The 25,715-nt window shown below is 55.5% G+C and carries 27 protein-coding genes; 17 read left to right on the plus strand and 10 right to left on the minus strand.

Features of this window, described 5'->3' with window-relative positions:
* Positions 1-12 precede the first annotated feature (12 nt).
* The gene (gdhA, locus tag ACQ0PY_RS10530) at positions 13-1,356 is read right to left on the minus strand and encodes an NADP-specific glutamate dehydrogenase (RefSeq protein ID WP_043000911.1); all 1,344 of its coding nucleotides are present in this window, start codon (positions 1,354-1,356) and stop codon (positions 13-15) included.
* 252 nt (positions 1,357-1,608) lie between these two features.
* Here gdhA and ACQ0PY_RS10535 point away from each other — a divergent pair, with 252 nt between their 5' ends.
* A complete protein-coding gene (locus ACQ0PY_RS10535; protein WP_172961335.1) occupies positions 1,609-1,869 on the plus strand; it encodes a YnjH family protein in 261 nt (86 codons plus the stop codon).
* Here the strand turns inward: ACQ0PY_RS10535 and ACQ0PY_RS10540 are convergent.
* Positions 1,829-2,242, minus strand: coding sequence for a pyrimidine (deoxy)nucleoside triphosphate diphosphatase (locus ACQ0PY_RS10540; protein ID WP_044327844.1), 414 nt, complete (start codon positions 2,240-2,242; stop codon positions 1,829-1,831). The two genes, ACQ0PY_RS10535 and ACQ0PY_RS10540, sit on opposite strands and share 41 nt — an antisense overlap.
* 78 nt (positions 2,243-2,320) lie before the next feature.
* Between ACQ0PY_RS10540 and ACQ0PY_RS10545 the strand changes: the two genes are divergently transcribed.
* Both ACQ0PY_RS10545 and ACQ0PY_RS10550 read left to right on the plus strand, forming a co-directional pair.
* Complete coding sequence (locus tag ACQ0PY_RS10545; RefSeq protein ID WP_043000908.1) at positions 2,321-2,890, plus strand: carboxymuconolactone decarboxylase family protein; 570 nt, start codon at positions 2,321-2,323, stop codon at positions 2,888-2,890.
* Positions 2,883-3,500, plus strand: coding sequence for a CDP-alcohol phosphatidyltransferase family protein (locus ACQ0PY_RS10550; protein ID WP_061070203.1), 618 nt, complete (start codon positions 2,883-2,885; stop codon positions 3,498-3,500). The genes ACQ0PY_RS10545 and ACQ0PY_RS10550 overlap by 8 nt, the downstream gene beginning before the upstream one ends.
* 39 nt (positions 3,501-3,539) lie before the next feature.
* Here the strand turns inward: ACQ0PY_RS10550 and ACQ0PY_RS10555 are convergent, their stop codons facing one another.
* The 6 genes from ACQ0PY_RS10555 to xthA all read right to left on the minus strand — a co-directional run bounded on the left by ACQ0PY_RS10555 (position 3,540) and on the right by xthA (position 9,731).
* Entirely contained in the window at positions 3,540-4,847 is a 1,308-nt protein-coding gene (locus tag ACQ0PY_RS10555; RefSeq protein ID WP_109740187.1) for a rhodanese-like domain-containing protein, read from the minus strand.
* An 87-nt stretch (positions 4,848-4,934) separates the two neighbouring features.
* Complete coding sequence (locus tag ACQ0PY_RS10560) at positions 4,935-5,567, minus strand: ATP-binding cassette domain-containing protein (protein ID WP_061070202.1); 633 nt, start codon at positions 5,565-5,567, stop codon at positions 4,935-4,937.
* Entirely contained in the window at positions 5,567-7,102 is a 1,536-nt protein-coding gene (locus tag ACQ0PY_RS10565; RefSeq protein ID WP_061070201.1) for an ABC transporter permease family protein, read from the minus strand. Before ACQ0PY_RS10565 ends, ACQ0PY_RS10560 begins: the two co-directional genes overlap by 1 nt.
* A complete protein-coding gene (locus ACQ0PY_RS10570) occupies positions 7,075-8,238 on the minus strand; it encodes an ABC transporter substrate-binding protein (protein WP_044254841.1) in 1,164 nt (387 codons plus the stop codon). Before ACQ0PY_RS10570 ends, ACQ0PY_RS10565 begins: the two co-directional genes overlap by 28 nt.
* Positions 8,239-8,240: 2 nt before the next feature.
* On the minus strand, positions 8,241-8,915 hold the full coding sequence (locus ACQ0PY_RS10575) for a TVP38/TMEM64 family protein (protein WP_044254837.1): 675 nt from the start codon (positions 8,913-8,915) through the stop codon (positions 8,241-8,243).
* 9 nt (positions 8,916-8,924) lie between these two features.
* Positions 8,925-9,731: an exodeoxyribonuclease III gene (gene xthA / locus ACQ0PY_RS10580; RefSeq protein ID WP_043001945.1), complete on the minus strand. Its 807-nt coding sequence runs from the start codon at positions 9,729-9,731 to the stop codon at positions 8,925-8,927.
* A gap of 445 nt (positions 9,732-10,176) precedes the next feature.
* Between xthA and astC the strand changes: the two genes are divergently transcribed.
* The 7 genes from astC (at position 10,177) to ves (ending at position 17,777) form a co-directional block, all read left to right on the plus strand.
* On the plus strand, positions 10,177-11,397 hold the full coding sequence (gene astC, locus ACQ0PY_RS10585; RefSeq protein WP_109740188.1) for a succinylornithine/acetylornithine transaminase: 1,221 nt from the start codon (positions 10,177-10,179) through the stop codon (positions 11,395-11,397).
* Positions 11,394-12,428 carry an arginine N-succinyltransferase gene (gene astA / locus ACQ0PY_RS10590; RefSeq protein WP_043000900.1) on the plus strand — a complete coding sequence of 345 codons (1,035 nt, stop codon included), beginning with the start codon at positions 11,394-11,396 and terminating at the stop codon, positions 12,426-12,428. Before astC ends, astA begins: the two co-directional genes overlap by 4 nt.
* Positions 12,425-13,903, plus strand: coding sequence for a succinylglutamate-semialdehyde dehydrogenase (astD, locus tag ACQ0PY_RS10595; protein ID WP_043000899.1), 1,479 nt, complete (start codon positions 12,425-12,427; stop codon positions 13,901-13,903). Before astA ends, astD begins: the two co-directional genes overlap by 4 nt.
* Positions 13,900-15,243 carry an N-succinylarginine dihydrolase gene (astB, locus tag ACQ0PY_RS10600; RefSeq protein WP_109740189.1) on the plus strand — a complete coding sequence of 448 codons (1,344 nt, stop codon included), beginning with the start codon at positions 13,900-13,902 and terminating at the stop codon, positions 15,241-15,243. Before astD ends, astB begins: the two co-directional genes overlap by 4 nt.
* Complete coding sequence (gene astE, locus ACQ0PY_RS10605; protein ID WP_109740190.1) at positions 15,236-16,204, plus strand: succinylglutamate desuccinylase; 969 nt, start codon at positions 15,236-15,238, stop codon at positions 16,202-16,204. Before astB ends, astE begins: the two co-directional genes overlap by 8 nt.
* Before the next feature lie 344 nt (positions 16,205-16,548).
* Positions 16,549-17,034, plus strand: coding sequence for an ATP-independent periplasmic protein-refolding chaperone Spy (gene spy, locus ACQ0PY_RS10610; protein WP_044254826.1), 486 nt, complete (start codon positions 16,549-16,551; stop codon positions 17,032-17,034).
* A gap of 167 nt (positions 17,035-17,201) precedes the next feature.
* On the plus strand, positions 17,202-17,777 hold the full coding sequence (ves, locus tag ACQ0PY_RS10615; RefSeq protein ID WP_109740191.1) for an environmental stress-induced protein Ves: 576 nt from the start codon (positions 17,202-17,204) through the stop codon (positions 17,775-17,777).
* Here ves and cho read toward each other — a convergent pair.
* Both cho and nadE read right to left on the minus strand, forming a co-directional pair.
* Positions 17,737-18,651, minus strand: a complete 915-nt coding sequence (gene cho / locus ACQ0PY_RS10620; protein WP_109740624.1) for an excinuclease Cho — start codon at positions 18,649-18,651, stop codon at positions 17,737-17,739. The genes ves and cho overlap by 41 nt on opposite strands.
* Before the next feature lie 93 nt (positions 18,652-18,744).
* Complete coding sequence (gene nadE / locus ACQ0PY_RS10625; protein ID WP_043000894.1) at positions 18,745-19,572, minus strand: NAD(+) synthase; 828 nt, start codon at positions 19,570-19,572, stop codon at positions 18,745-18,747.
* A 219-nt stretch (positions 19,573-19,791) separates the two neighbouring features.
* On the opposite strand from nadE, the gene osmE reads away from it, so the two are divergent.
* From osmE to chbG, 7 genes are all read left to right on the plus strand, one after another.
* The gene (gene osmE / locus ACQ0PY_RS10630; protein WP_043000893.1) at positions 19,792-20,136 is read left to right on the plus strand and encodes an osmotically-inducible lipoprotein OsmE; all 345 of its coding nucleotides are present in this window, start codon (positions 19,792-19,794) and stop codon (positions 20,134-20,136) included.
* A 294-nt stretch (positions 20,137-20,430) separates the two neighbouring features.
* The gene (gene chbB, locus ACQ0PY_RS10635; protein WP_042319411.1) at positions 20,431-20,751 is read left to right on the plus strand and encodes a PTS N,N'-diacetylchitobiose transporter subunit IIB; all 321 of its coding nucleotides are present in this window, start codon (positions 20,431-20,433) and stop codon (positions 20,749-20,751) included.
* Positions 20,752-20,832: 81 nt separating this feature from the next.
* Entirely contained in the window at positions 20,833-22,191 is a 1,359-nt protein-coding gene (gene chbC / locus ACQ0PY_RS10640; RefSeq protein ID WP_044265468.1) for a PTS N,N'-diacetylchitobiose transporter subunit IIC, read from the plus strand.
* 52 nt (positions 22,192-22,243) lie between these two features.
* Complete coding sequence (gene chbA / locus ACQ0PY_RS10645) at positions 22,244-22,591, plus strand: PTS N,N'-diacetylchitobiose transporter subunit IIA (RefSeq protein WP_043000891.1); 348 nt, start codon at positions 22,244-22,246, stop codon at positions 22,589-22,591.
* Positions 22,592-22,601: 10 nt separating this feature from the next.
* Positions 22,602-23,444: a transcriptional regulator ChbR gene (chbR, locus tag ACQ0PY_RS10650; RefSeq protein WP_080721756.1), complete on the plus strand. Its 843-nt coding sequence runs from the start codon at positions 22,602-22,604 to the stop codon at positions 23,442-23,444.
* A gap of 119 nt (positions 23,445-23,563) precedes the next feature.
* Positions 23,564-24,919, plus strand: coding sequence for a 6-phospho-beta-glucosidase (locus ACQ0PY_RS10655; protein ID WP_043000889.1), 1,356 nt, complete (start codon positions 23,564-23,566; stop codon positions 24,917-24,919).
* A gap of 11 nt (positions 24,920-24,930) precedes the next feature.
* Complete coding sequence (gene chbG, locus ACQ0PY_RS10660) at positions 24,931-25,689, plus strand: chitin disaccharide deacetylase (RefSeq protein WP_043000888.1); 759 nt, start codon at positions 24,931-24,933, stop codon at positions 25,687-25,689.
* The last annotated feature ends 26 nt before the right edge of the window (positions 25,690-25,715 follow it).

Raw genomic sequence — 25,715 nt, forward strand, 5'->3', positions numbered from 1 at the left:
GTTTGGGGGGACTTAAATCACACCCTGACCAAACATGGCGTCGGCAATCTTCACGAATGCAGAGATGTTCGCCCCACGGACATAGTTGGTCTGTTTGCTTTCACCGCCGTACTCGACGCAGGCATGGTGAATATCCAGCATGATGTGGTGCAGACGGGCATCCACTTTCTCCGCCTTCCAGCTCAGACGCGCCGCGTTCTGTGCCATTTCCAGGCCGGAGGTGGCAACGCCACCGGCGTTCGCCGCTTTGCCCGGTGCAAACAGCACGCCGGCTTCGAGGAACAGATCGGTCGCTTCGATGGTGGTTGGCATGTTTGCCCCTTCCGCCACCGCTTTCACGCCGTTAGCAATCAGCACGCGAGCCGCTTCGACGTCGAGCTCGTTCTGCGTGGCACACGGCAGTGCGATATCGACCGGCACTGACCACGGCTGTTTGCCTTCCAGATAGGTCAGGCCAAACTCACGGGCGTAGTCCGCCACGCGGCCGTCACGGCTGGCTTTAATTTCGCACAGACGCGCCAGTTTCTCTTTCGTAAAGCCGCTTTCATCCACGACGGTGCCGCTGGAGTCGGAGGCCGTCACCACGCGAGCGCCAAATTCCATCGCTTTTTCAATGGCGAACTGCGCCACGTTACCGGAACCGGAAACCGCTACGCGCATCCCTTCAAAGCCCAGACCATGACGCTTGAGCATCGCTTCGGTGAAGTAGACCAGACCGTAACCGGTTGCTTCCGGACGGATCAGACTGCCGCCGAAGGAGAGCCCTTTGCCGGTAAACACGCAGGCGCTGTTGTTGGAGAGCTTACGCATCATCCCGGCCATAAAGCCCACTTCACGGCCACCCACGCCGATATCACCGGCAGGAACGTCAGTATCCGGACCCAAATGACGGTACAGTTCCGTCATCAGCGCCTGACAGAAACGCATCACTTCGCCTTCACTTTTGCCTTTCGGATCAAAATCGCTACCGCCTTTACCACCGCCCATCGGCAGGGTGGTCAGTGCGTTTTTAAAGGTTTGCTCAAAGCCGAGAAACTTCAGGATCGACAGGTTAACGGAAGGGTGGAAGCGCATCCCGCCTTTGTACGGGCCAATCGCCGAGTTGAACTGCACGCGCCAGGCGCGGTTAACCTGGACCTGATTACGATCGTCCAGCCACACGACACGGAACTGAATCACACGCTCTGGCTCAACCAACCGTTCCAGCAACGACATTTCACGATAGCGCGGGTTTTGCTCAATGAATGGCCACAGGGTGGTCATAACTTCACGGACGGCTTGCGCGAACTCGGTTTGATTCGGGTCGCGCTTTTGTACATGGTTGAGGAATGATTCCAGAGAGCATGTCTGATCCATAGATATAAAAACCTCTTATATTTAAATGTGGTTGTAATTGTGTTTTTTGTGGATATGTGTTTGCAGTTTTTGACTATACCATCAGGAATGTGACGGATAGCAAGAAAAAAATGCCGGTGCCAGACAAATTAATAACCAGACGGCTGTCATAACGAAAAGCGATGACAGAAGAGAGTAAAGTTTCCCGCGCGGGTTACCGTTATACTAAGAACAGACCCGAAATAGTAAGGAAACCCTATGCGTTTTATCGCGATGGCGGCAGCGTTGATGACACTCTCTTTATCCAGCCTGGCGAACCAAAACCTTCGCCCGGATGTGCAGGTGAACGTGCCGCCGGAGGTCTTCAGTTCCGGTGGACAGCGCGCGCAGCCCTGTAATCAGTGCTGCATTTATCAGGATCAGAATTATTCAGAAGGGGCGGTAATTAAAGCCGATGGCGTGCTGTTGCAGTGCCAGCGCGACGAGAAAACGCTCAGTACGAATCCGCTGGTCTGGCGTCGCGTAAAACCATAAAGGCGTTAAGTAGCGGAATATCAGCGGGGGCGAGCGAATAGTCGAGCGCGACGTGCGGCTCGCACCACACCAGTTGCTGGTGCTCATGCGCCATCATTTCTCCGCTGAACGCCGGGACATGCCATGCATGCAGATGAATCAACCGCCCGGAGACTTCACGCTGGTGGCTGGCAATATAGCGCCCCACCGTGGCCTCAATGCCTAACTCTTCGCGCAGTTCGCGGACCAGCGCCTGCGGCTGCGTTTCGCCCGCTTCCACTTTGCCACCGGCAAATTCCCATAAACCTGCCTGATCCGCCTGCGGCGGGCGCTGGGCGAGCAAAATTTTGCCATCACGTTCAATAATCGCGGCAACAACGTCGAGGGTTTTCATCATATTCGTCAATGTTCAACAGCAGAAAGTGACATACTATCGTCATCTTTGATTGACCTGAAGTCCCAGGAGTCTGCCTTGAACGATCCGCAACTGTGGGTAACGCCGTTGACCCGTCTCCCCGCCAGTCTCAATCCTCTCGTGATGACGCAAAGAAAACACTACGGAGAGGTATTACATCCGACGCGCTGGTGGGGGCGGATGCCGTTTTTGTTCTGGCTGGTGGCGCTGTTTGTCGGGTTTCTTGAGCGTAAACGTGCGCGTCTGACGCCGGTGATGCGGGCATTATTGATGACGCGCGTGTCGCAGGTCTGCCACTGCGCATTCTGCGTGGATGCCAACAGCCTGCGACTGGCAGAGCGTAGCGGCGCGATGGACAAAGTGCTGGCCGTGGCGGACTGGCAGGCATCGTCGCTTTTTACACCAGAAGAGCGCGTTGCGCTGGCTTATGCTGACGCGGTGACCGCCACGCCACCGCGGGTAGATGATGCCCTGAAAGCACAAATGAAGCAGCATTTCAGCGATGACGTTATTAGCGAGATGACCGCGCTGTTGGCTTTTCAGAACCTCTCGGCGCGTTTCAATGCCGCGCTGGATATCCCTTCGCAGGGACTGTGCGACAGTCTCAAAGGAGCGCCGCGTGCTTGACCGGCATCTGCATCCACGGCTTAAACCGCTGCTTCACCGTTGCGCAGGCGTGCTCGACAGGCCGGGGGTTTCCCCGGACGGTCTGACGCTGGTTGGGTTTGGCCTCGGCGTACTGGCGTTGCCGTTTCTGGCGCTGGGCTGGTATCTGGCGGCGCTGGTGGCGATTGTCCTGAATCGTCTGCTGGACGGGCTTGACGGCGCGCTGGCGCGACGCAGAGGATTGACCGATGCGGGCGGTTTTCTTGATATCTCTCTCGATTTTCTGTTTTACGCGCTGGTGCCGTTCGGCTTCATTCTGGCCGACCCACAGCAGAATGCGCTGGCAGGGAGCTGGCTGTTGTTTGCGTTTATCGGCACCGGCAGCAGTTTTCTCGCCTTTGCCGCGCTGGCCGCGAAGCACAATATCGACAACCCCGGCTATGCGCATAAATCGTTTTATTATCTGGGGGGATTGACCGAGGGAACGGAAACGATCCTGGTGTTTGTACTGGCGTGTCTTTTCCCGGAGAAGTTTGCCGTGCTGGCGTGGATCTTCGGCACACTGTGCTGGATGACGACGTTGACCCGCGTCTGGAATGGTTATCTGACGCTGAAGGGGTTACAACAGTGAACGCCGGATGGCGCGCAAGCGCCGCCATCCGGCAATCCATTACAGACTGCTGTCCGGGCCGCGCTCACCTGCGGAGACCGGGTTTTTCGGGTCTTTGCTCCATTCGTACCATCCGCCGTCATAAACCGAGACGTTTTTCCAGCCCATCGCCCGGGCGTACATAAACGTCTCTGACGCGCGCCAGCCGGTGCCACAGTAAAAGGCGACCTGCTGATCCGGCAGAATGTGCCACTGCTTCCACATGCTGGCGATGTCATCTGCGCTGCGCATGGTGCCGTCCGGGTTATGGAAATCTTCCATATGCGTCGAGTCGCTACCGGCATGTCCCCAGCGCGCCCCGGCAATTTCACCTTTTGGCTTGATATAGCTGTAGCCGCTGGTGGTGCCGATAAATTCTGGCCAGGAGCGAATACTGACCAGCGACGCATCCTGACGGTGCAACAGTCCGCGCGCCTGTTCCATATTAAGCATCAGCTGGGGTTGCGCCGGAATGGTCACGCCAAAATCGGGCTCCGGTTTAACTTTCGCAGGCGTGCCGCGCTCGACCGGCAGCCCGGCGTCGGACCAGGTCTGCCAGCCGCCATCGAGCAGACGCACGTCTTTCACTCCGGCATACAGCATGATCTGCGCCACCCGCGCGGCCGCGTAAACATCGCGTCCGTACAGGATCACCGTCGTGTCATGACGGATACCGTGTTTCGCCAGCATCGCTTTCAGACTGTCATCAGGCACTTTGTTCCACAGCGGTTCACTTTCCACCTCGTTGGTGTCGATGTAATCCGTGCCTGGAATATGGCTGAGCAGATAAAACTTCGGCGCACCCCAGGCGGCTTCTATCACTTTCCAGTCGCCGGCCGGTTTCGCGGTGACCGCTTTACCCTGTTGCAGGTCATGCAGCCACTGCGGATAAACCAGTTGCTCGAAATGCGGCAGTCGTTGCAGACGCGCCGGATCCTGCAACGCGTCGCTCAGCGTGGCAACCTGTTGCAGTCCAGCCTTTTTCAGCCGGTTTTTCACCGCCTGCACGTCGCTGTCGTTGCCGTACAGCGCGACAGGGGCGTCGGCCTTCAGTTGATGCTGTTGGATCCAGGTCGCGAGCTGTTCGTCGCTCATGGTATCAAGCCAGCGGGCAGAGAGGTTGAGGGCGGAAGGTTCGTGTCCGGACGGACCGTTTAGTGACTGTGGCCAGCCATTATAAAACGCGGAGGGACGGGTATCGATAGCCGTACCCTGTTTTTGCGCCAGTTGTTGGAAGTTAAGTACCTGCGCCATATCAGCAGCCCAGGTGGAAGCGCAAGCGAGCCCTAAAGCCAGAGCCAGCGCGGTCATTTGAGAAACACGTTTCATCGAATTGCCCGACGTTGAGATAAGAAAGTGCCATTCTGTGCTCGCGGTAGCGGAAAAACTTTGCGTTAACGCAGTATGTAAGCAGTTTCACAAGGCGGAAGATAACGGCAAAACGTGACCGCCCGGCGGAATATCCTGCGCGTCATGGGTGACCTGAACAACGGGAATGTCCAGCCGACGCACTTCATCAAAGACCCACTGACGAAAGTCTGCCCGACGATCAGCATCAAGACGGCTGAACGGCTCATCCAGCAGCAACGCTTTAGGCTGCGCCAGCAGGGCGCGAAGCAGCGCAACCCGTGCGCGCTGACCACCGGATAGCGTGGCGGGATCGCGAGAAGACAATCCCGCCATGCCCGCACGGTCAAGCGCGTGCTGAACCGCATCCTGCCGCGCTGTGCCTTTCAGACTGGCAGGAAGCGCTAATAGCAGGTTTTGTCCCACCGTAAAGTGATCAAACAGCAGGGCATCCTGAAATAAAATACCGATCTGCCGACGGGCGGTGGGGAGCGTATCCAGACGCTGCTCACCCAGCCACAGTTCACCGCGGACATGCAGCGGTGGCGTCAGCGCACCCACCATCCAGGCCAGCAGCGAAGACTTGCCGCAGCCGGAGGGACCCATTAATGTGACAATGTCACCTTTTGCCACTTCGAAGGTTAACGGGCCAAACAGCGGGGTCTGGTGGAGAAACAGGGAAAGATGGCGAACGGTGAGCATTAGCGCAATCCTTGTCGGCGGTGGCCGACCCATAACGAGAGTCCGGCCATTAGCGTAAACGCGACCAGCGGTAACAGCAATTGCCAGAGCGCCTGCGCGGCCAGAATACCGGTACTGCCGCCGCTGCTGAGGGCCACCGCTTCCGTCGTCAGCGTCGGGAAACGGCCTGCGCCCAGCCACAGGGTCGGCATATACTGCGCGATGCTGACGGAGAAACCGACGGCCAGCGTCACCAGTACAGGACGCAAAATCTGCGGACATTTTACGCAGCAAAAGATTTTCATCGGTGACCAGCCCAGCGTCTGGGCAATCAGCAGCAGACGAGGGTCGATGCGTTGCCAGGCCGGTTTCAGGACAAACAACATCCACGGCACCACCCACAGCAGATGTCCCCAGATGAGCGAGGCAAACTGACCGTCCAGTTCAAGATGCAACGCCAGCGCGTATTGGCCCATCACCAGCGGCAGCGCCGGAAGAAGGATTGGCAGCCAGACCCAACGATGTCCGCGTTGCGGTCCCCATTCCAGCCATAGCAGCAAAATGACCAGTCCCAGCGCGCTGGCGGCCACTCCGATTGTTACGCTGTGGGTTAACGCATCGAGATTGAGCGTAGATTGCTGCGCCAGAAAGGCCAGTAATACCGTGCAGAGCACTCCCGTCGCGGGCAGCGACAATGACAGCGTTTTCCCCGTTAGGGGCGAAACGCGGTGTTGACGTACGCCACTGACGTCAGGAAGCGTGCGTCGCCAGCTACGCCAGAGCTGATAACCCGCGAGGGCAAAAAGGGCGAGCAGCGCCAGCAAGAGCAGGCTTGCCAGTGCGCCTTTGATCTGCTGTTCGCTGTCTCCCTGACTAAGCCATTGCCAGGAGAGGACCGCCAGCGTCGGCGGATTGCCGGGGCCGAGGATAATGGCAACATCCACCGCCGAAATCGTCCACGCCACCACGGCCAGCATTACGGCTCCTAGTGCGGGGGCGATAGTGGGTAAGATCAACCAGCAGAGCGTCTGTCGGCGGTTGTAGCCCAGCGAATCCAGGACGATGATCTGCTGAGCGAGGCGTTTCTCACTCAGTAAAATGGATAAAATCCACAGCACGAAAGCGCTCTCTTTCACGGCCAGCGTCACGCCCAGCCCGATGCCGTAGCGATCAATCGCAGGCGAGAGAAACGGCAGGGCGTGCCAGAGCAGTCCGCCTTCAGCGAAAAGCAGTAGCGCGGCGCTGGCAAACGCGACATGGGGAATCGCCAGCAACCACGGCAGGCGGGTACTCAACCGTCGCCAGCGTAAGCCGGGCCAGAGCGCCACCACGATTGTTAACGCAATAAACAGCGCGCCAGCGGCGGCGATGAATACCGACACCACGGTCGCCAGCAACGCCTGCGGTAACTGCGGATCGGTAAAAAGAGCCTGCCAGTTTGCCAGTGACAGCGCGGGCGCGATCAGCAACATACCGGCAGGCAGTATTGGCGCATAAATCGCCGCCATGCCCAGCCAGGCGAGAAACATTAGCGCGATCCGTAGCGGCGCAGCCATTCTTGCTCCAGTGCGTTAACCCAGGCCGCATGAGGTTCAGGCAGCACGGCGGGCAGCCCGTCCGGAATGCGCGCTTCCAGCGCGGCCTGTTGTGCGGCGGGCAGTTTTTTCGCATCCAGGACCGACGGATCGCCCCAGACTGTTGGATCGGCCTTACGCAGCTGTGCGTCAGGAGAGAGCAGGAAGTTGGCGACCAGTTTCGCTCCGGCGCTGGCGCGGGCGTTAACCGGAATGGCGACAAAGTGCACGTTGCCAATCATCCCCGCGGTAAAACCAAAGCTGTAGCTGTGTTTTGGCAATTCACCGCGGGTGATCTTTTGCTGAGCGTGCGCCGGGTTAAAGGTCAACGACAGGCGCAATGTCCCGCTCTTAAGTAGCGCGTCCATCCGCGCCGGAGATGGCGGGAAATCTTTCCCTTCTCGCCACAGACTCGGATGCAGCGCGTCGAGATAGCGCCACAGCGGCGCGGTTACATCGGCAAAGGTGGCGGCGTCTGGCGCGACGGTGAGCGCGTGCGGATTGTCAGTCAGCGAGATTAATAACTGTTCCAGAAACGCCGTGCCGGTAAAGTCCGGCGGTCGCGGGTAACTGACGGTGCCTGGATGTGCCCGGGCAAATGCCAACAGCGCCTGCGGACTTTGAGGCGGCTGCGGCGTCACGTCGCGATCTGCAATAAACGTCAACTGCGCGCCCCCCCACGGAGACTCAGCCCCGTCAGTGGGAATTGAAAAATCTTCACGTACCGGTTTTTGCGTATCAACATAGCGCCAGTTGGGCAGCGTTTCCGCCCACTGGGTTTGCAGCAATCCAGCCTCTTTCAATGTGCGAAAATTTTCGCCGTTAACCCACAACAGGTCGACAGAACCACCGGTCTTTCGCCCGGCGGCGGCTTCCGTCTGGATGCGCTTCACGGCATCAGCGGCATCGGCGAGACGCACGATTTTAAGATTGACCGCATAGTGGGTTTTCATCTCGCCACTGACCCAGTCAAGATACTGGTTAACGGCGCTGTCACCGCCCCAGGCGTTGAACCAGACAGTCTGGCCTCTGGCCTCATTCTGGATCTGCTGCCAGCGTTGTTCGGCGTGTCCCGGAGCGGCCAGCAACAGACTCGCGAGTAGTAATCCCCAGCGCATAATTACTCCTGAAAAAAATGTGTGACCAGCCAACGGGAGGCCAGTGGTAATAGCCCTAACAGAGCAAAAGCGGTCAGCATAGCGGGAGAAATAATGTCACGTATTGATGTTAACTGGCTTAACTGGCGTCCGGCATTCAGATAAACCACGGTGGCAGGCAGCATCCCCAACTGGCTGACCCACCAGTAGCGGCGCACGCCAACGGTGGTGAGACCTGCAAGCAGGTTGACGACAACAAATGGAAACAAGGGTATCAGGCGTAGCGCAAAAAGATAAAAGACGCCGTCCCGCGCCATCCCGTGATTCACCGTGGCCATATGCCGGGAAAACCGCCGCGCTACCCAGTCACGCAGCAGGTAACGACTGGTGAGCATGGCGAGCGTGGCGCCCAGCGTTGAGGCAAAAGAGACCAGCAACGTGCCTTGCCAGAGGCCAAACAGCGCGCCGCCAAGCAGCGTCAGCAGCGCCGCGCCAGGAATCGACAGCGCCGCGACGACGGTATAGAGCAGAAAATAGAGGCTTGCACTGAGAAAAGGGGACAGGCGTTGCCAGTCCGCCAACAGTGAATGTTCGCGCTTAAGCGTCTCCAGCGTGAGCAGGCCGGGGGGCAACACCCAGAGCACCCCGGCAAGACAGAGGATCAGTGCGCCCGCAAGCCCTATTTTTCTGGCGTTCACGGTTGAGCATCAGACCTTAAATTTCGCCCATACCGGCGCATGATCAGACGGTTTTTCCATGCTGCGAATTTCATAGTCGATACCGGTTTCCAGACAACGGTCCGCCAGCGGCTGGCTTGCCAGCAGCAAATCGATACGCAGACCGCGGTTATCATCAAACCCTTTCGAACGGTAATCAAACCACGAGAATTTGTCGGTGGTTTCCGGGTGCGCGTGGCGGAAGGTGTCAACCAGGCCCCAGTTCAGCAGGCGGTCCATCCATTCACGCTCTTCCGGCAGGAACGAACATTTGCCGGTGCGTAGCCAGCGCTTGCGGTTCTCTTCGCCAATGCCGATATCCCGATCGGACGGACTGATATTCATATCCCCCATGATCAGCACCGGATTGTCGCGCTTCAGTTGGTTGTCGAGATAGTTTTGTAAGTTCTGATAAAACTGCGCTTTGGCCGGGAATTTAATCGGATGGTCGCGGCTTTCACCCTGCGGGAAGTAGCCGTTGATTACCGTCAGGTTGCCCAGCGGAGAGGGGATTTCCGCCATGATGATGCGGCGCTGCGCCTCTTCGCCATCATCGGGAAAACCCCGGCGCACGGCGATGGGGGTCTCTTTGGTCAGCAGCGCCACGCCATAGTGACCTTTTTGCCCGTGGTAGAAAACGTTGTAGCCGAGTTTTGCGACATCTTCGAGCGGGAACATGTCGTCGTGAACTTTTGTCTCCTGCAGGCCAATGACATCGGGTTGGTGTTTTTCGACAATGGCTGTCAGTTGATGTGGTCTGGCGCGCAGGCCGTTGATATTAAAAGAGACAAATTTCATAGTCGCTGCCATTTTACAGGATGAATAGTGCATGGATGGTAGCAGAATTTCCGCAAACTGACTGCCCATAATGGTGAGATTCCGGCAATGGGTGTGAATGGTGTTAACAATGGGGCAATGCTTGCCCTGTTTTAGGGCGGATTGCGTCAAAATGGCGCAGTAATTTCCTGTAAATTTCGTAGATGATCACATTTCCAGAATTATATCTGGACTGTGCATAATATTGCGGTTTTTCCTCTATTTATTCCTCTTTCACGCAAACATATTCACTTTCTATGCACATATAGTGAATATCGCTGGGCTATAACTCGTTGATTTTCCGTTCCACACACCCGTTTATGCATTTTTTCCACTGGCTGGCACGAAGACTGCAATCTACATTTACAGCGCAAACACTACTTTTTATTAACATATAAATAACTATTTATTTACCGATGAGGTCGCTATGTCTCAGTCAATTACGCGTGAAAATTTTGATGAATGGATGATGCCCGTTTATGCACCGGCGCCTTTTATTCCGGTCCGTGGCGAAGGTTCACGCTTGTGGGATCAGCAGGGTAAAGAGTATATCGACTTCGCGGGAGGCATTGCGGTCAATGCCCTGGGACACGCGCATCCGGAACTGCGTGAAGCGCTGAATGTGCAGGCGAGCAAATTCTGGCACACCGGCAACGGCTACACCAACGAGCCAGCGTTACGACTGGCGAAAAAGCTAATCGACGCCACCTTTGCCGATCGCATCTTCTTTTGCAACTCCGGGGCTGAGGCCAACGAGGCGGCGCTGAAACTGGCGCGCAAATATGCGCACGACCACTACGGCAGCAATAAGAGCGGCATTGTCGCGTTCAAGAACGCCTTCCACGGTCGTACGCTGTTCACGGTCAGCGCCGGAGGACAACCGGCCTATTCGCAGGATTTCGCGCCGCTGCCGCCGGATATCCGCCACGCCGTCTACAACGACATTAACTCTGCCAGCACGCTGATTGACGATACCACCTGTGCGGTCATCGTCGAACCGGTGCAGGGGGAAGGGGGCGTTGTACCTGCAACCCAGGCCTTCCTGCAAGGGCTTCGCGAGCTGTGCGATCGACATAATGCGTTGCTGATTTTTGATGAAGTACAGACTGGCGTGGGGCGCACCGGCGAACTGTACGCTTACATGCACTATGGCGTGACGCCGGATCTGTTGACTACCGCCAAAGCGCTGGGCGGCGGGTTCCCGATTGGCGCGCTGTTGGCCAGTGAAAAATGTGCCAGCGTGATGACCGTCGGGACACACGGCACCACCTATGGCGGAAACCCTCTGGCAACCGCTGTCGCCGGAAAAGTCCTCGATATCGTTAATACGCCTGCGATGCTGAACGGGGTGAAACAGCGCCATGACTGGTTTGTGGAGCGTCTGAACGCCATTAACCTGCACACCGGACTGTTCAGTGAAATCCGCGGTTTGGGACTGCTGATTGGCTGCGTGCTGAATGATACGTTCGCCGGAAAAGCCAAACAGATTTCCCAGGAAGCGGCGAACGCGGGCGTAATGGTGCTGATTGCCGGGGGCAACGTGGTGCGTTTTGCACCGGCGTTGAACGTCACGCAGGAAGAGGTCGCCAGCGGGCTCGACCGTTTTGCGCTGGCCTGCGAACAGATTAAAGCCGGAGGTTCATCATGATGGTGATCCGTCCCATTGAGCATGCTGATATTAGCGCGCTGATGCAACTGGCCAGTAAAACCGGCGGTGGGCTGACCTCATTACCCGCGAATGAAGCCACGTTGGCGGCGCGTATTGATCGTTCCCTGAAAACCTGGCGGGGCGAATTGCCGAAAAGTGAACAAGGCTATGTCTTTGTGCTGGAGGATCTGGAAACCGGCACTGTGGCGGGGATTTGCGCGATTGAAGTCGCCGTGGGGCTTAACGACCCCTGGTATAACTATCGCGTAGGGACGCTGGTGCATGCTTCAAAAGAGCTGAACGTTTATAACGCGCTGCCGACGCTGTTTCTCAGTAACGATCACACCGGCAGCAGTGAGCTGTGCACGCTGTTCCTCGATCCCGACTGGCGCAAAGAGGGCAACGGCTATTTGCTGTCGAAATCGCGCTTCATGTTTATGGCCGCGTTTCGCGACCGTTTTAATGAAAAAGTGGTCGCGGAAATGCGCGGCGTGATCGACGAGCACGGCTATTCCCCGTTCTGGCAAAGCCTGGGGAAACGCTTTTTCTCGATGGAGTTTACGCGAGCTGATTTTCTCTGCGGTACCGGGCAGAAAGCGTTTATCGCCGAACTGATGCCCAAGCATCCGATTTATACCCACTTCCTCTCTGACGAGGCGCAGGCAGTCATTGGCGAAGTGCACCCGCAAACCGCTCCGGCGCGCGCGGTGCTGGAGAAAGAAGGGTTTCGCTATCGTAACTACATCGACATTTTCGACGGTGGCCCGACGCTGGAGTGTGATATCGACCGGGTGCGGGCGATCCGCAAAAGTCGTCTGATAGAAGTCGTCGAAGGGCAACCCGCAACCGGTGATTTCCCGGCCTGCCTGGTGGCGAATGAAAACTACCATCACTTCCGCGTCATGTTGGTGCGCGCCGATCCTCATACAGAGAGGCTGGTACTGACCGCCGCGCAGCTGGATGCCCTGAAATGTCACGCAGGCGATCGGGTTCGTTTTGTCCGTCTCTGCGCAGAGGAGAAAACGGTATGACTTTATGGATTAACGGTGACTGGGTGACCGGTCAGGGTGAACGTCGGGTGAAGAAGGATCCTGTGCAGGGCAACGTGCTCTGGGAAGGTCACGATGCCGATGCCGCGCAGGTGATGCAGGCGGCTCGTGCTGCCCGCACCGCGTTTCCGGCCTGGGCCAGACGCCCCTTCAGCGAGCGGCAGGCGATTGCGGAAAAATTCGCCGGGCTGCTGGAGAGCAATAAAGCGGATCTGACCGCCATTATCGCCCGTGAAACCGGCAAGCCACGCTGGGAAGCGGCGACGGAAGTGACGGCGATGATCAACAAAATCGCGATTTCCATCAAGGCCTATCACGCCCGCACCGGCGAGCATCAGAGTGAGTTGCCCGACGGCGCGGCGACGCTTCGTCACCGCCCGCATGGCGTGCTGGCGGTATTTGGCCCTTATAACTTTCCGGGACATCTGCCGAACGGACACATTGTGCCGGCACTGCTGGCGGGTAACACCATCCTCTTTAAGCCCAGCGAACTGACGCCGTGGACCGGAGAAGCGGTGATGCGGCTCTGGGAACAGGCCGGTCTACCGAATGGCGTGCTGAATCTGTTGCAGGGCGGTCGGGAAACAGGACAGGCGCTGAGCGCGCTGGATGCTCTCGACGGACTGCTGTTTACCGGCAGTGCGAATACGGGCTATCAACTGCATCGCCAGCTTGCCGGACAACCGGAAAAAATCCTTGCTCTCGAAATGGGCGGCAACAACCCGCTGATTATTGAGGATCCAGAGGATATCGATGCGGCGGTGCACCTGACTATTCAGTCCGCGTTTGTGACGGCGGGACAGCGCTGTACCTGCGCACGTCGCCTGCTGGTAAAAAAAGGCGCGCAGGGTGACGCATTTCTCGCCCGGCTGGTGGCCGTCAGCCAGCGTATCCAGCCAGGTCGCTGGGACGATGAGCCACAGCCGTTTATCGGCGGTCTGATCACCGAACAGGCGGCGCGTCATGTGTTTGATGCCTGGCAACAGCTTGAATCTCTCGGCGGACAGACGCTGCTGGCGCCGCGTTTGTTACAGGCCGGTACCTCACTGCTGTCACCTGGCATTATTGAGCTGACGGGCGTGGCAAATCTGCCCGATGAAGAGGTCTTCGGTCCGCTGCTTGGCGTCTGGCGCTATGAGCGTTTCGACGAGGCGATCGCGATGGCCAATAACACCCGCTTTGGTTTGTCATGTGGACTGGTTTCGCCCGATCGTGCGCAGTTCGACCAGTTACTGTTGGAAGCGCGCGCGGGGATCGTCAACTGGAACAAGCCGCTCACCGGCGCTGCCAGCACCGCGCCGTTTGGTGGCGTAGGCGCTTCCGGAAACCATCGCGCCAGCGCGTGGTATGCCGCCGATTATTGCGCCTGGCCGATGGCCAGTCTGGAATCCCCGGCGCTGACGTTGCCAGCCACGCTGAGCCCCGGCCTCGATTTTTCGCGTGAGGAGTCCGTATGAAAGCACGTGAGGTCAATTTCGATGGGCTGGTAGGGCTGACGCATCATTATGCCGGGCTGTCGTTCGGCAACGAGGCGTCCACCCGGCATCGTCATCAGGTTTCAAATCCCCGTCTGGCGGCGAAACAGGGACTGCTTAAAATGAAGGCGCTGGCGGATGCGGGATATCCGCAGGCGGTGATCCCGCCGCACGAACGGCCGTTTATTCCTGCATTACGCCAGTTGGGATTTAGCGGTAGCGATGAGCAGGTGATTGAGAAAGTGGCGCGTCAGGCGCCGCACTGGCTCTCCAGCGTCAGCTCCGCGTCGCCGATGTGGGTAGCCAACGCGGCGACGGTGGCGCCGTCGGCGGATACGCTGGATGGCAAAGTGCACCTGACGGTCGCGAACCTCAATAATAAATTCCACCGTTCACTCGAGGCGCCCACCACGGAGGCGTTGCTGCGGGCGATCTTCCGCGATGAACGTTATTTCGCCGTGCATTCCGCGCTGCCGCAGGTGGCGATGCTCGGCGATGAAGGGGCGGCTAACCATAATCGCCTCGGCGGGGAGTATGGCGAGCCGGGGATGCAGCTGTTTGTCTACGGGCGTGAAGAGGGGAGCAATACGCGACCTTCACGCTATCCGGCGCGTCAAACCCGTGAAGCCAGCGAGGCGGTAGCTCGCCTGAATCAGGTGAATCCACAGCAGTGTATTTTTGCTCAGCAGCATCCGGATGTCATCGACCTTGGTGTGTTTCATAACGATGTAATTGCGGTCGCGAACCGGGAGGTGCTGTTCTGTCATGAACAGTCCTTTGCGAGACAAAATGAGGTTATGAATCAACTGCGCGCCCGGGTGCCCGGCTTTACCCCTGTTGTGGTGCCAGCAGCTGACGTGTCGGTGCCGGATGCGGTCGCGACGTATCTGTTTAACAGTCAATTGTTGAGCCGCGATGACGGTTCGATGATGCTGGTCCTGCCACAGGAGTGCCGCGAACACGCGGGCGTATGGCGCTATCTGACGAACCTGCTGGAAGCCGATAACCCGATCCGCGACATGCGGGTGTTTGACCTGCGCGAGAGCATGTCAAACGGCGGTGGGCCAGCCTGCCTGCGGCTGCGGGTGGTGTTGACCGCAGAAGAATACCAGGCGGTCAATCCGGCGGTAATGATGAATGACGTTCTGTTTACGACGCTCAACGACTGGGTGGATCGCTACTATCGCGACCGCCTGACCGCCGCGGATCTCGCCGACCCGCAACTGCTGCGTGAAGGGCGCGAAGCGCTGGATTCACTGACTCAACTGTTGCAGCTTGGTTCTGTCTATCCGTTCCAGCAATCGGGAGGCGGGCATGGATGATTTCCTCGCCGCCACGCTGGCGGGAACGATGCCGGAGGTTCGGGAAGGCGAAGGCGCGGGATTTCGCTGGCATTGGGTTGACGCCGGTATTCTCGAACTCATCCCCGTCACGGTGACAGACCGCGCGCTGGTGATCTCCGCCGGTATTCATGGCAACGAAACCGCGCCGGTGGAGATGCTCAATACGTTGCTGTTGGCGTTGTCTAAGGGGGAGATAACGCTACGCTGGCGGCTGTTGGTGATCCTCGGCAACCCACAGGCGCTGGCTGCCGGGAAGCGCTACTGCCACAGCGATATGAACCGGATGTTTGGCGGGCGCTGGCAACAGTGTGCCGAAAGCGGTGAGACGCAGCGCGCACGTCAACTGGAACAGTGTCTGGAAAATTTTTATGCGACGGGCACGGAGTCGGTGCGCTGGCATCTCGATTTACATACCGCCATCCGTGGTTCTTACCATTTGCGCTTCGGCGTGTTGCCACAGCGTCCCATCCCCTGGGATGAGACGTTTCTTGGCTGGCTGGGTGCCGCAGGACTGGAAGCGCTGGTGTTTCATCAAACGCCGGGAGGCACGTTTACCCACTTTAGTGCTCAACACTTCGGTGCGCTCGCCTGTACCCTGGAGCTTGGCAAAGCCTTGCCATTCGGTCACAACGATCTCCGCCAGTTTGCGCCGACGTCTGCCGCGCTGACCTGTTTACTGTCGGGGCAAATTGACCAGGCAGACGGCACTCCGCCAGTCCGCTATCGGGTGGCGTCGCAGATCACCCGACGCAGCGACGCATTTGTACTGCACATGGACAGCCAGACGCTCAACTTCACTCCCTTTACCGCCGGAACGCTGCTGGCGGAAGAGGGCGACGAGCGTTTTGTCGTCACTCATGACGTGGAATACGTTCTTTTTCCCAACCCTGGCGTGGCGCCGGGATTACGTGCGGGCCTGATGCTGGAGAAATTGCGCTAACCTGTTTCCCGCAGGCGAAGGCCTGTGGGTGTTAATTTATCGTGCGCCAGGAAATTAATCCGGACTATTCCTGGAGAGCTGCTTTATTTATCATCAGCGCTCAGGTATAGTTCTTCATATTCCCTGCAAAATCATGCTGTTGTCATTTTTTCTTTCAACTCTTCGCAATAATTTCTTTTTTTCTCCACAATTGGCGAAAAAATGTTTTTTACACTTTCATTGTTTTACTGATGCTCTGACTAATTGACGATTAAGCCGTTAAAGTTAATCTCGTCAACACGGCACTGTACTTCTTCATAAGTGACAAGAAAGCCGTAAAATAACTGAAAGGAAGGATAAAGATTATGCGTAAATTAACTGCACTGTTTGTGGCTTCAACTCTGGCACTGGGCGCTGCGAACCTGGCTCACGCAGCGGATACCACCACCGCGGCACCGGCAGACGCCAAACCGATGATGCAGCATAAAGGTAAATTCGGCCCACATCATGACATGATGTTTAAAGACCTGAATCTGACCGATGCTCAGAAACAACAGATTCGCGACATCATGAAGGATAAGCGTGACCAGATGAAGCGTCCGCCGGTTGAAGAACGCCGCGCAATCCACGACATCATTGCCAGCGATACCTTCGATAAAGCGAAAGCAGAAGCGCAGATTACGAAGATGGAAGAACAGCGCAAAGCGAACATGCTGGCACACATGGAAACGCAGAATAAGATCTACAACATTCTGACCCCGGAACAGAAAAAACAGTTTAATGCCAATTTTGAGAAGCGTCTGACAGAACGTCCGGCGCGTGACGGTAAAATGCCTGTACCTGCTGAGTAATCGCTGAGCAGACTTATTCGAAGACCGCCGGTCTTGTCCATCCTCTCCACTGAGGCGATGGACAGGATCGGCGGTTTTTTCTTTTTCATACCCTATGGAAAATCATCATGGCTGCCGATAACGACGTTGTGCTTTATTATTCCGCATGATGTTTATCAGGAGCGATGATGGAATACTTTGATATCCGCAAGATGCCGGTCAGTCTCTGGCGCAACGGTGCTGGTGAAACGCGTGAAATTTGCTGTTTTCCTCCGGCGACCCGCGATTTTCACTGGCGTGCCAGCATTGCTTCTATCGCCGGTAATGGCGAGTTTTCGCTCTTTCCTGGTATCGAGCGGGTGATTACCCTGCTGGAAGGCAGCGAAGTGATGCTGGAAAGTCATGGCGCCTTCAGCCATACCCTTAAGCAGCACCAGCCGTTTACCTTTGCCGGCGAGCGTGTGGTGAAGGCCAGACTGACGGAAGGGCAGATGTCGATGGATTTTAATATCATGACCCGGCGTGACTCCTGCCAGGCGAAAGTGCGGGTGGCCGATCGTACTTTTACCACGTTTGGCTCACGCGGCGGCGTGGTGTTTGTTATTAGCGGAGCCTGGCAACTGGGCGATAAACTCCTGACTGCCGATCAGGGCGCCTGCTGGCACGACGGCAAACATACGCTACGGCTGTTGAAAGCCGAGGGGAAACTGTTATTCAGCGAGATCACCTGGCTGCAGGGACATTCCCCGGATTCAGTTCAATAATTTCACAGGCTCCGGAAACGAGCGGCTTACAGAGAATTTTGTAACCGTCATGATCAAAACCGGCTGGCGTTTGTATCAGAGTTGCCGCATCCTCCAGCGTATCAACCGCCCCCAGCCACAGCCAGTTGTTAATGACGTGGTACTGCGTCATTTGCGCACGACTCTCTTTGAGCGCAATGGCGTTTTTCCACGGCCAGCAGATAACGCGCAGTTTTTCCAGCGATGCCTGTAAACGGGCGTCGTGCTCCTGTGGCGATTCTTTATTACAGCAGACGCCAGCGCAGCGTTTTAGCGCGGCGCGAAAGCAGGCTCGGCCACGGCTCAGGGGTTCAAGACCCAGTCGCCCGTAACACAATTTTTGTTCGTCAGCGAGTGACTGTAAGGCGGCAAGCGCGGCGCGGCGGTTGGCAAAAAGACCGAACAGATCCGGAGCGTGGGAGAAATCAACGTCACGCGAATAGACGACATCCACTTTTCCATCCCGGAGCGTTAATGCGCAGAGTTGGCGGTTGCGGCGCAGGCGTTTATTAAACAGCGGCTGTTGCTCTTTAATCAGCCGTGCCTCGAGTAATAGCGCGCCGATTTCACCGGCGGTACCGATCCAGGAGATACGCCTGGACTGGCGCAACATGGCGGCTTCTTCCGGTGTGCGTAAATGCGACAGTACCCGACTGCGGATATTGACACTTTTACCAATGTAAAGTGGCAGGGTGTCGCTTTCACTGTGAAACAGGTAAACACCAGGCACGCTCGGGAGCGACTCCAGGAAAGGGCGCAGATGTTCAGGATATTCGTAAACTGCTGCTGCTTCAAACTCAAGACGAGGAACTGATTGACGCCGTGCCACGGTAAACTCCGGATGCTGGTTATGCATCCAGTATAACAGTGGTATTACGATTAAAAAAGAGAGGGCGTGGGCGACTGCGGCGCGAAAGCCGGATGGCGTTGCCATCCGGCCGGTTCATGCTTACTGTTTCCAGAAGTCATCAAACACGGTAATCGGCGGACGGCGTTTATGCTCTGTCTTCAGATACCAGCCTTCAATGATTTTCGCGATAGCGGCATCCACCGCTTTTCCTTCCAGATAGTCATCAATATTCTCATAGGTCACGCCCAGCGCGGCTTCATCCGGCAGAGAAGGGCGATCGTCTTCGAGATCGGCGGTGGGCGCTTTCTTATAAAGGTGCTCCGGGCAACCTAATGCCGCCAGTAGTTGTTTCCCCTGGCGCTTGTTGAGGCGAAACAGCGGGTTAATATCCGTACCGCCGTCTCCGTATTTGGTGAAGAAACCGGTAATGGCTTCCGCCGCATGATCGGTACCCACCACCACGCCGCTGGTCATACCCGCGATACTGTACTGTGCTTTCATGCGCTCACGAGCTTTTTCATTGCCACGAACGAAATCGCTCAGTTCAATACCGGCTTCACGCAAAGCCTGTTCGCTCGCCAGTACCGCACCTTTGATATTGACGGTCAGCACGCGGTCCGGCTGGATAAAGTCGATGGCGTCCTGACAATCCTGCTCATCAGCCTGAACGCCATAAGGCAGGCGAACGGCGATAAACTGCAGTGCGTCGTTACCGGTCTCAGCACGCAACTCGCTAATGGCGGTCTGGCAAAGTTTGCCTGCCAGCGTCGAGTCTTGTCCTCCGCTGATACCCAGCACCAGACTTTTCAGGAAGGGATAACGTTGCAGATATGCCTTCAGGAAATCCACGCTGCGGCGAATTTCCTCTTCTGGATTAATGTGCGGTTTTGCACCAAGCGCTTTGATGATCTCGTGTTGCAGAGTCATTTACCCCCTCCCCAATGTATAAAGAATAAAATCAGACTGTGTTAAAGCTAACCCTTTGCTGTGAAAACGACAAGTGAACGCAGGCTGAGTGGCGCTTAAAACGACATCCTGCCGTCTGAACGGAATCTGGCAAAATATTCGCGTGCTAAGCGTTAGCTTGAAAAATGTCAAAATGTATTCCAGGCTTATATAACACGCTGATAAACAAGAGGACGGAAAATGAACAGGACTATTGCAGGAATTTTCAGTGCAGCAGCTGTATTAACGATGCTGGCAGGGTGTACGGCGTACGACCGTACCAAAGACCAATTTGTCCAGCCTGTGGTCAAAGATGTGAAAAAAGGCATGAGCCGCGCGCAGGTTGCACAGATTGCCGGAAAACCGTCGTCTGAGGTGAGCATGATCCATGCTCGTGGTACCTGCCAGACCTACATCCTGGGTCAACGTGATGGTAAAGCAGAGACCTATTTCGTGGCGCTGGATGATACCGGTCATGTGATCAACTCAGGCTACCAGAGCTGCGCTGAATACGATACCGACCCGCAGGCAGCGAAGTCACAATAACTGTCTACTGCCTGTACAAGTCAACGAACCGGCCCCTGGCCGGTTTTTTTGTAACGAAGATGATCTTATTTATTGATGCGAATTATTTACCCGAAGTGTGAAGGGGGTCATAACGCCAGGTCAATGAGAGACAATTTAGTTGGTCAAGGAAATACCATCAGCAGGTGCGATGCCGTATACTCATTTCAGACACAGAAATAAGTTTTCGGTTACGCAGGTTATCCAGAGCATAGAAGCAGGTAGAGACTTGCGGCGTGGCTGGTTGACAGATAATCGCACATGAGGAAGGTCTGAATGGAAAAGAAACACATTTATCTGTTTTGCTCTGCGGGTATGTCTACCTCTTTGTTAGTGTCAAAGATGCGCGCGCAGGCGGAAAAGTATGAAGTCCCGGTTATTATTGAAGCATTCCCGGAAACCCTTGCCGGAGAAAAAGGACCCAATGCTGACGTTGTATTATTAGGTCCACAAATTGGTTATATGTTGCCCGAAATTCAGCGTTTGTTACCGAACAAACCTGTAGAAGTGATTGACTCGCTGCTGTATGGCAAAGTCGATGGTTTAGGCGTGCTTAAGGCTGCAGTTGCAGCAATTAAAAAAGCCGCTGCAAATTAATATTTTAAATTTTCCCGTCAAAGAGTTATTTCATTTACATATACCGCAATAATTAATTGCGGTTTTTAAGGGTATTTTTCTATGAGTAACGTCATTGCTTCACTTGAAAAGGTACTCCTTCCTTTTGCTGTCAAAATAGGAAAGCAGCCACACGTTAATGCAATCAAAAACGGTTTTATTCGTTTAATGCCATTAACCCTCGCGGGGGCTATGTTTGTATTAATCAATAACGTTTTCCTGAGCTTTGGGGAGGGGTCGTTTTTTTATTCCCTCGGTATTCGGCTGGATGCGTCAACCATTGAAAATCTCAATAGTCTGAAGGGCATCGGCGGAAACGTCTATAACGGTACGTTGGGTATTATGTCACTGATGGCGCCATTCTTTATCGGTATGGCGCTGGCGGAAGAGCGCAAAGTCGACGCCCTGGCGGCCGGCCTGTTATCGGTCGCGGCCTTTATGACCGTCACGCCTTATAGCGTGGGTGAAGCCTATGCGGTTGGGGCGAACTGGCTGGGCGGCGCGAATATCATTTCCGGTATTATTATCGGTCTGGTGGTCGCCGAAATGTTTACCTTTATTGTCCATCGCAACTGGGTCATTAAATTACCTGATAGCGTACCGGCATCTGTTTCTCGTTCATTCTCAGCATTGATTCCAGGCTTTATTATCCTCTCTATTATGGGGATCATCGCCTGGGCGCTGACGACCTGGGGAACAAACTTCCACCAGATCATTATGGACACCATCTCGACACCGCTGGCTTCGCTGGGCAGTGTGGTTGGCTGGGCGTATGTACTCTTTGTTCCGCTGCTGTGGTTCTTCGGTATCCACGGCTCCCTGGCGCTGACGGCGCTCGACAGCGGTATCATGACCCCATGGGCGCTGGAAAACATCGCTATCTATCAGCAGTACGGTTCAGTGGATGCCGCGCTGGCTGCCGGTAAGACGTTCCACGTCTGGGCGAAGCCGATGCTCGACTCCTTTATCTTCCTCGGCGGTAGTGGTGCAACGCTGGGTCTGATCCTGGCTATCTTTATCGCCTCTCGCCGCGCGGATTACCGTCAGGTGGCGAAACTGGCTCTGCCATCAGGTATCTTCCAGATTAACGAACCGATTCTGTTTGGTCTGCCGATCATCATGAACCCGGTGATGTTCATCCCGTTCATTCTGGTTCAGCCGATTCTGGCCGCGATCACGCTGATAGCGTATTACCTGGGGATCATCCCACCAATTACGAACATCGCACCGTGGACCATGCCAACCGGGCTGGGGGCGTTCTTTAACACCAACGGGAGCGTTGCGGCTCTGCTGGTCGCCTTGTTCAACTTAGGGATTGCGACGCTGATTTACCTGCCGTTCGTGGTGGTTGCGAACAAAGCGCAAAACGCAATCGACAAAGAAGAGAGCGAAGAAGATATCGCTAACGCACTGAAATTCTAAGTTTAACCCGGCATGTGGCAACGCATGCCGGGCCGTCAAAGAGGAATGATTTATGATGGATCTCGAGAATATTACTGATACCCAAACCGAAGCCGAAGAGCTCGAAGAAGTGGTGATGGGGCTTATCATCAACTCCGGACAGGCGCGCAGCCTGGCCTACGCGGCCTTAAAACAGGCGAAGCAGGGCGACTTCGACGCCGCGAAAACGATGATGGAGCAGTCGCGCATGGCGTTGAACGAAGCCCATCTGGTGCAGACGAAACTGATTGAAGGCGATCAGGGCGAAGGTAAAATGAAAGTCAGTCTGGTTCTGGTTCACGCACAGGATCACCTGATGACGTCAATGCTGGCACGCGAACTGGTGGCAGAGTTGATTGAGCTTCACGAGAAGCTGAAATAGTAAGGAGTTGATGATGCAACATCAGACGACCGCACCGGAAATCACCATTGCCCGTGAACAACAGTTGTTTAACGGTAAAAATTTCCATGTCTTTATCTACAACAAGACAGAGAGCGCCTGTGGTCTGCATCAGCACGATTACTATGAGTTTACGCTGGTGCTCACGGGGCGCTATTACCAGGAGATCAACGGTAAACGCGTGCTGCTGGAACGGGGTGACTTTGTGTTTGTCCCGCTCGGTTCGCACCATCAGAGCTTCTACGAGTTCGGCTCGACGCGCATTCTCAACGTTGGCATCAGTAAACGTTTTTTTGAACAGCACTACAGCCCGCTCATGCCGTTCTGTTTCGTGGCATCGCAGGTCTATCGCACCAACAGCGCATTTTTAACCTATGTCGAAACGGTTATTGCCTCGCTCAACTTTCGTGATACCGGGCTGGAAGAGTTTGTCGAAGTGGTCACCTTCTACATTATCAACCGCCTGCGCCATTATCGTGAAGAACAGGTTCTGGATGATATTCCGCAGTGGCTGAAAGCCACCGTGGAAACCATGCATGATAAAGCGCAGTTTGGTGAAAACGCGCTGGAAAATATGGTTTCCCTGTCGGCAAAATCTCAGGAATACCTGACGCGAGCGACCCAGCGTTATTACAGCAAAACGCCGATGCAATTGATTAATGAAATTCGCATTAACTTTGCCAAGAAACAGCTGGAGATGACTAACTACTCCGTAACAGATATTGCGTATGAAGCGGGATACAGTAGTCCAAGTCTGTTTATTAAGACGTTTAAAAAAATGACGTCATTTACGCCTAATAGCTACAGAAAAAAACTCACGCAATATAATCAGTAATTATTTTACTCAACAACCAGGTTTACGCTTGCCCATTAGTGACGCGGGACGTCTGCGTCATATCTGACAGAAGGGCAGAGCATCATTCACGCCAGTGTTAAGCACTGAAGGGAGAAACGATGAGCCAAAAATTAAAAGTCGTCACCATTGGTGGTGGCAGCAGCTATACCCCGGAATTGCTGGAAGGATTTATTAAACGCTACCACGAGCTGCCGGTTTCCGAATTGTGGCTGGTTGACGTCGAAGGCGGTGAAGAGAAACTGGATATTATTTATCAACTTTGCCAGCGTATGATCGAAAAAGCAGGCGTGCCGATGAAGGTGTTTAAAACCCTGGATCGCCGTGAAGCGCTGAAAGATGCCGATTTCGTGACCACGCAGTTGCGCGTAGGACAGTTGAAAGCGCGTGAACTGGATGAGCGTATTCCGTTGAGTCACGGCTACCTGGGCCAGGAAACCAACGGTGCCGGTGGTCTGTTCAAAGGGCTGCGCACGATCCCGGTGATTTTCGACATTATTAACGATGTGGAAGAACTGTGCCCGAATGCCTGGGTGATCAACTTTACTAACCCGGCAGGCATGGTGACCGAAGCGGTCTATCGTCATACGAACTTCAAACGCTTTATTGGCGTGTGCAACATTCCGGTCGGGATGAAGATGTTCATCCACGATGTGCTGGCACTGAAAGAGAGTGATGACCTGTCGATCGACCTGTTTGGTCTCAACCACATGGTGTTCATTAAAGACGTGATCGTCAACGGGCAGTCACGCTTTGCCGAACTGCTGGATGGCGTAGCCTCGGGCCAACTTAAAGCCTCCACGGTAAAAAACATTTTCGATCTGCCGTTCAGCGAAGGGCTGATTCGCTCTCTGAATCTGCTGCCATGCTCGTATTTGCTGTACTACTTCAAGCAAAAAGAGATGCTGGCGATTGAGATAGGCGAATACTACAAGGGGGGCGCGCGGGCTCAGGTGGTACAGAAGGTCGAGAAACAGCTGTTCGATCTGTATAAGAACCCGGAGCTGAACGTCAAGCCGAAGGAGCTGGAGCAGCGCGGTGGCGCGTACTACTCTGACGCCGCCTGTGAAGTCATTAATGCCATTTTTAATGACAAGCAAACCGAGCATTACGTCAACATTCCGCATCACGGCCACGTCGATAACATTCCGGCCGACTGGGCGGTAGAGATGACCTGTACGCTGGGTCGCAATGGGGCAACGCCGACGCCGCGTATCACCCATTTTGACGAGAAAGTGTTGGGATTGATCTATACCATCAAAGGTTTTGAAGTCGCTGCCAGTAACGCAGCGCTGAGTGGTGAGTTTAACGATGTGTTGCTGGCGCTGAACCTGAGCCCGCTGGTGCACTCAGACCACGATGCAGAAGGGCTGGCGCGTGAACTGATTCTGGCGCACGAAAAGTGGCTGCCAAACTTTGCCGGGTGCATTGCGAAGCTAAAAGACGCACAACACTAAAGAGGTCGGCTATGGAACGCTTATTGATTGTAAACGCGGATGATTTTGGCCTGAGCAAAGGGCAAAACTACGGCATCGTGGAGGCCTGTCGCCACGGTGTGGTGACCTCGACCACGGCGCTGGTGAACGGTGATGCCATTGAGCATGCGGTCGCCTTAAGCCGCGATCTGCCGACGCTGGCGGTAGGGATGCACTTTGTTCTGACGCTGGGAAAACCGCTGACCGAGATGCCGGGATTAACCCGTGAAGGGCGTCTGGGAAAATGGATCTGGCAGATGGCAGAGGAAGATACGCTGCCGTTGGATGCAATCGCCCGTGAGCTTGCCAGTCAGTACCAGCGTTTCATCGACCTGTTCGGACGGGAGCCGACGCACCTGGATAGCCATCACCATGTGCATATGTTCCCGCAGATCTTCCCCCTTGTCGCGCGATTTGCCGCAGAGCGTAATCTTGCGCTGCGCATTGATCGTCAGCCGGTGTTCCAGGCAGGCGATCTTCCGGCGACGCTGCGTAGCTCGCAAGGGTTCAGCAGTGAGTTTTACGGGGAAGCGATTTCGGAAGCGTTGTTTCTGCAGGCTCTCGATGCTTCAGCAAAACGTGGAGAATCCTCACTGGAAGTGATGTGTCACCCGGCGTTTATCGACAATATCATCCGTCAGAGCGCCTATTGTTACCCCCGCTTGACTGAACTGGACGTGCTGACGTCGGCCTCGCTCAAGTATGCGATTGCAGAACGTGGCTACCGTCTGGGCAGTTTTCTTGATGTCTGACTCCTGAGTTTGCGGCGCGTGGTGCG

The organism is Citrobacter sp. LST-B2, from assembly GCF_057983045.1.

Bases quoted from the DNA above. Each gene is read 5' to 3' on its own strand.
- gdhA (WP_043000911.1), bottom strand. From the start codon at position 1,356: ATGGATCAGACATGCTCTCTGGAATCATTCCTCAACCATGTACAAAAG.
- ACQ0PY_RS10535 (WP_172961335.1), top strand. From the start codon at position 1,609: ATGGCGGCAGCGTTGATGACACTCTCTTTATCCAGCCTGGCGAACCAA.
- ACQ0PY_RS10540 (WP_044327844.1), bottom strand. From the start codon at position 2,242: ATGAAAACCCTCGACGTTGTTGCCGCGATTATTGAACGTGATGGCAAA.
- ACQ0PY_RS10555 (WP_109740187.1), bottom strand. From the start codon at position 4,847: ATGAAACGTGTTTCTCAAATGACCGCGCTGGCTCTGGCTTTAGGGCTC.
- ACQ0PY_RS10560 (WP_061070202.1), bottom strand. From the start codon at position 5,567: ATGCTCACCGTTCGCCATCTTTCCCTGTTTCTCCACCAGACCCCGCTG.
- ACQ0PY_RS10565 (WP_061070201.1), bottom strand. From the start codon at position 7,102: ATGGCTGCGCCGCTACGGATCGCGCTAATGTTTCTCGCCTGGCTGGGC.
- ACQ0PY_RS10570 (WP_044254841.1), bottom strand. From the start codon at position 8,238: ATGCGCTGGGGATTACTACTCGCGAGTCTGTTGCTGGCCGCTCCGGGA.
- xthA (WP_043001945.1), bottom strand. From the start codon at position 9,731: ATGAAATTTGTCTCTTTTAATATCAACGGCCTGCGCGCCAGACCACAT.
- astC (WP_109740188.1), top strand. From the start codon at position 10,177: ATGTCTCAGTCAATTACGCGTGAAAATTTTGATGAATGGATGATGCCC.
- astA (WP_043000900.1), top strand. From the start codon at position 11,394: ATGATGGTGATCCGTCCCATTGAGCATGCTGATATTAGCGCGCTGATG.
- astD (WP_043000899.1), top strand. From the start codon at position 12,425: ATGACTTTATGGATTAACGGTGACTGGGTGACCGGTCAGGGTGAACGT.
- astB (WP_109740189.1), top strand. From the start codon at position 13,900: ATGAAAGCACGTGAGGTCAATTTCGATGGGCTGGTAGGGCTGACGCAT.
- astE (WP_109740190.1), top strand. From the start codon at position 15,236: ATGGATGATTTCCTCGCCGCCACGCTGGCGGGAACGATGCCGGAGGTT.
- spy (WP_044254826.1), top strand. From the start codon at position 16,549: ATGCGTAAATTAACTGCACTGTTTGTGGCTTCAACTCTGGCACTGGGC.
- ves (WP_109740191.1), top strand. From the start codon at position 17,202: ATGGAATACTTTGATATCCGCAAGATGCCGGTCAGTCTCTGGCGCAAC.
- cho (WP_109740624.1), bottom strand. From the start codon at position 18,651: ATGCATAACCAGCATCCGGAGTTTACCGTGGCACGGCGTCAATCAGTT.
- nadE (WP_043000894.1), bottom strand. From the start codon at position 19,572: ATGACTCTGCAACACGAGATCATCAAAGCGCTTGGTGCAAAACCGCAC.
- osmE (WP_043000893.1), top strand. From the start codon at position 19,792: ATGAACAGGACTATTGCAGGAATTTTCAGTGCAGCAGCTGTATTAACG.
- chbB (WP_042319411.1), top strand. From the start codon at position 20,431: ATGGAAAAGAAACACATTTATCTGTTTTGCTCTGCGGGTATGTCTACC.
- chbC (WP_044265468.1), top strand. From the start codon at position 20,833: ATGAGTAACGTCATTGCTTCACTTGAAAAGGTACTCCTTCCTTTTGCT.
- chbA (WP_043000891.1), top strand. From the start codon at position 22,244: ATGATGGATCTCGAGAATATTACTGATACCCAAACCGAAGCCGAAGAG.
- chbR (WP_080721756.1), top strand. From the start codon at position 22,602: ATGATGCAACATCAGACGACCGCACCGGAAATCACCATTGCCCGTGAA.
- ACQ0PY_RS10655 (WP_043000889.1), top strand. From the start codon at position 23,564: ATGAGCCAAAAATTAAAAGTCGTCACCATTGGTGGTGGCAGCAGCTAT.
- chbG (WP_043000888.1), top strand. From the start codon at position 24,931: ATGGAACGCTTATTGATTGTAAACGCGGATGATTTTGGCCTGAGCAAA.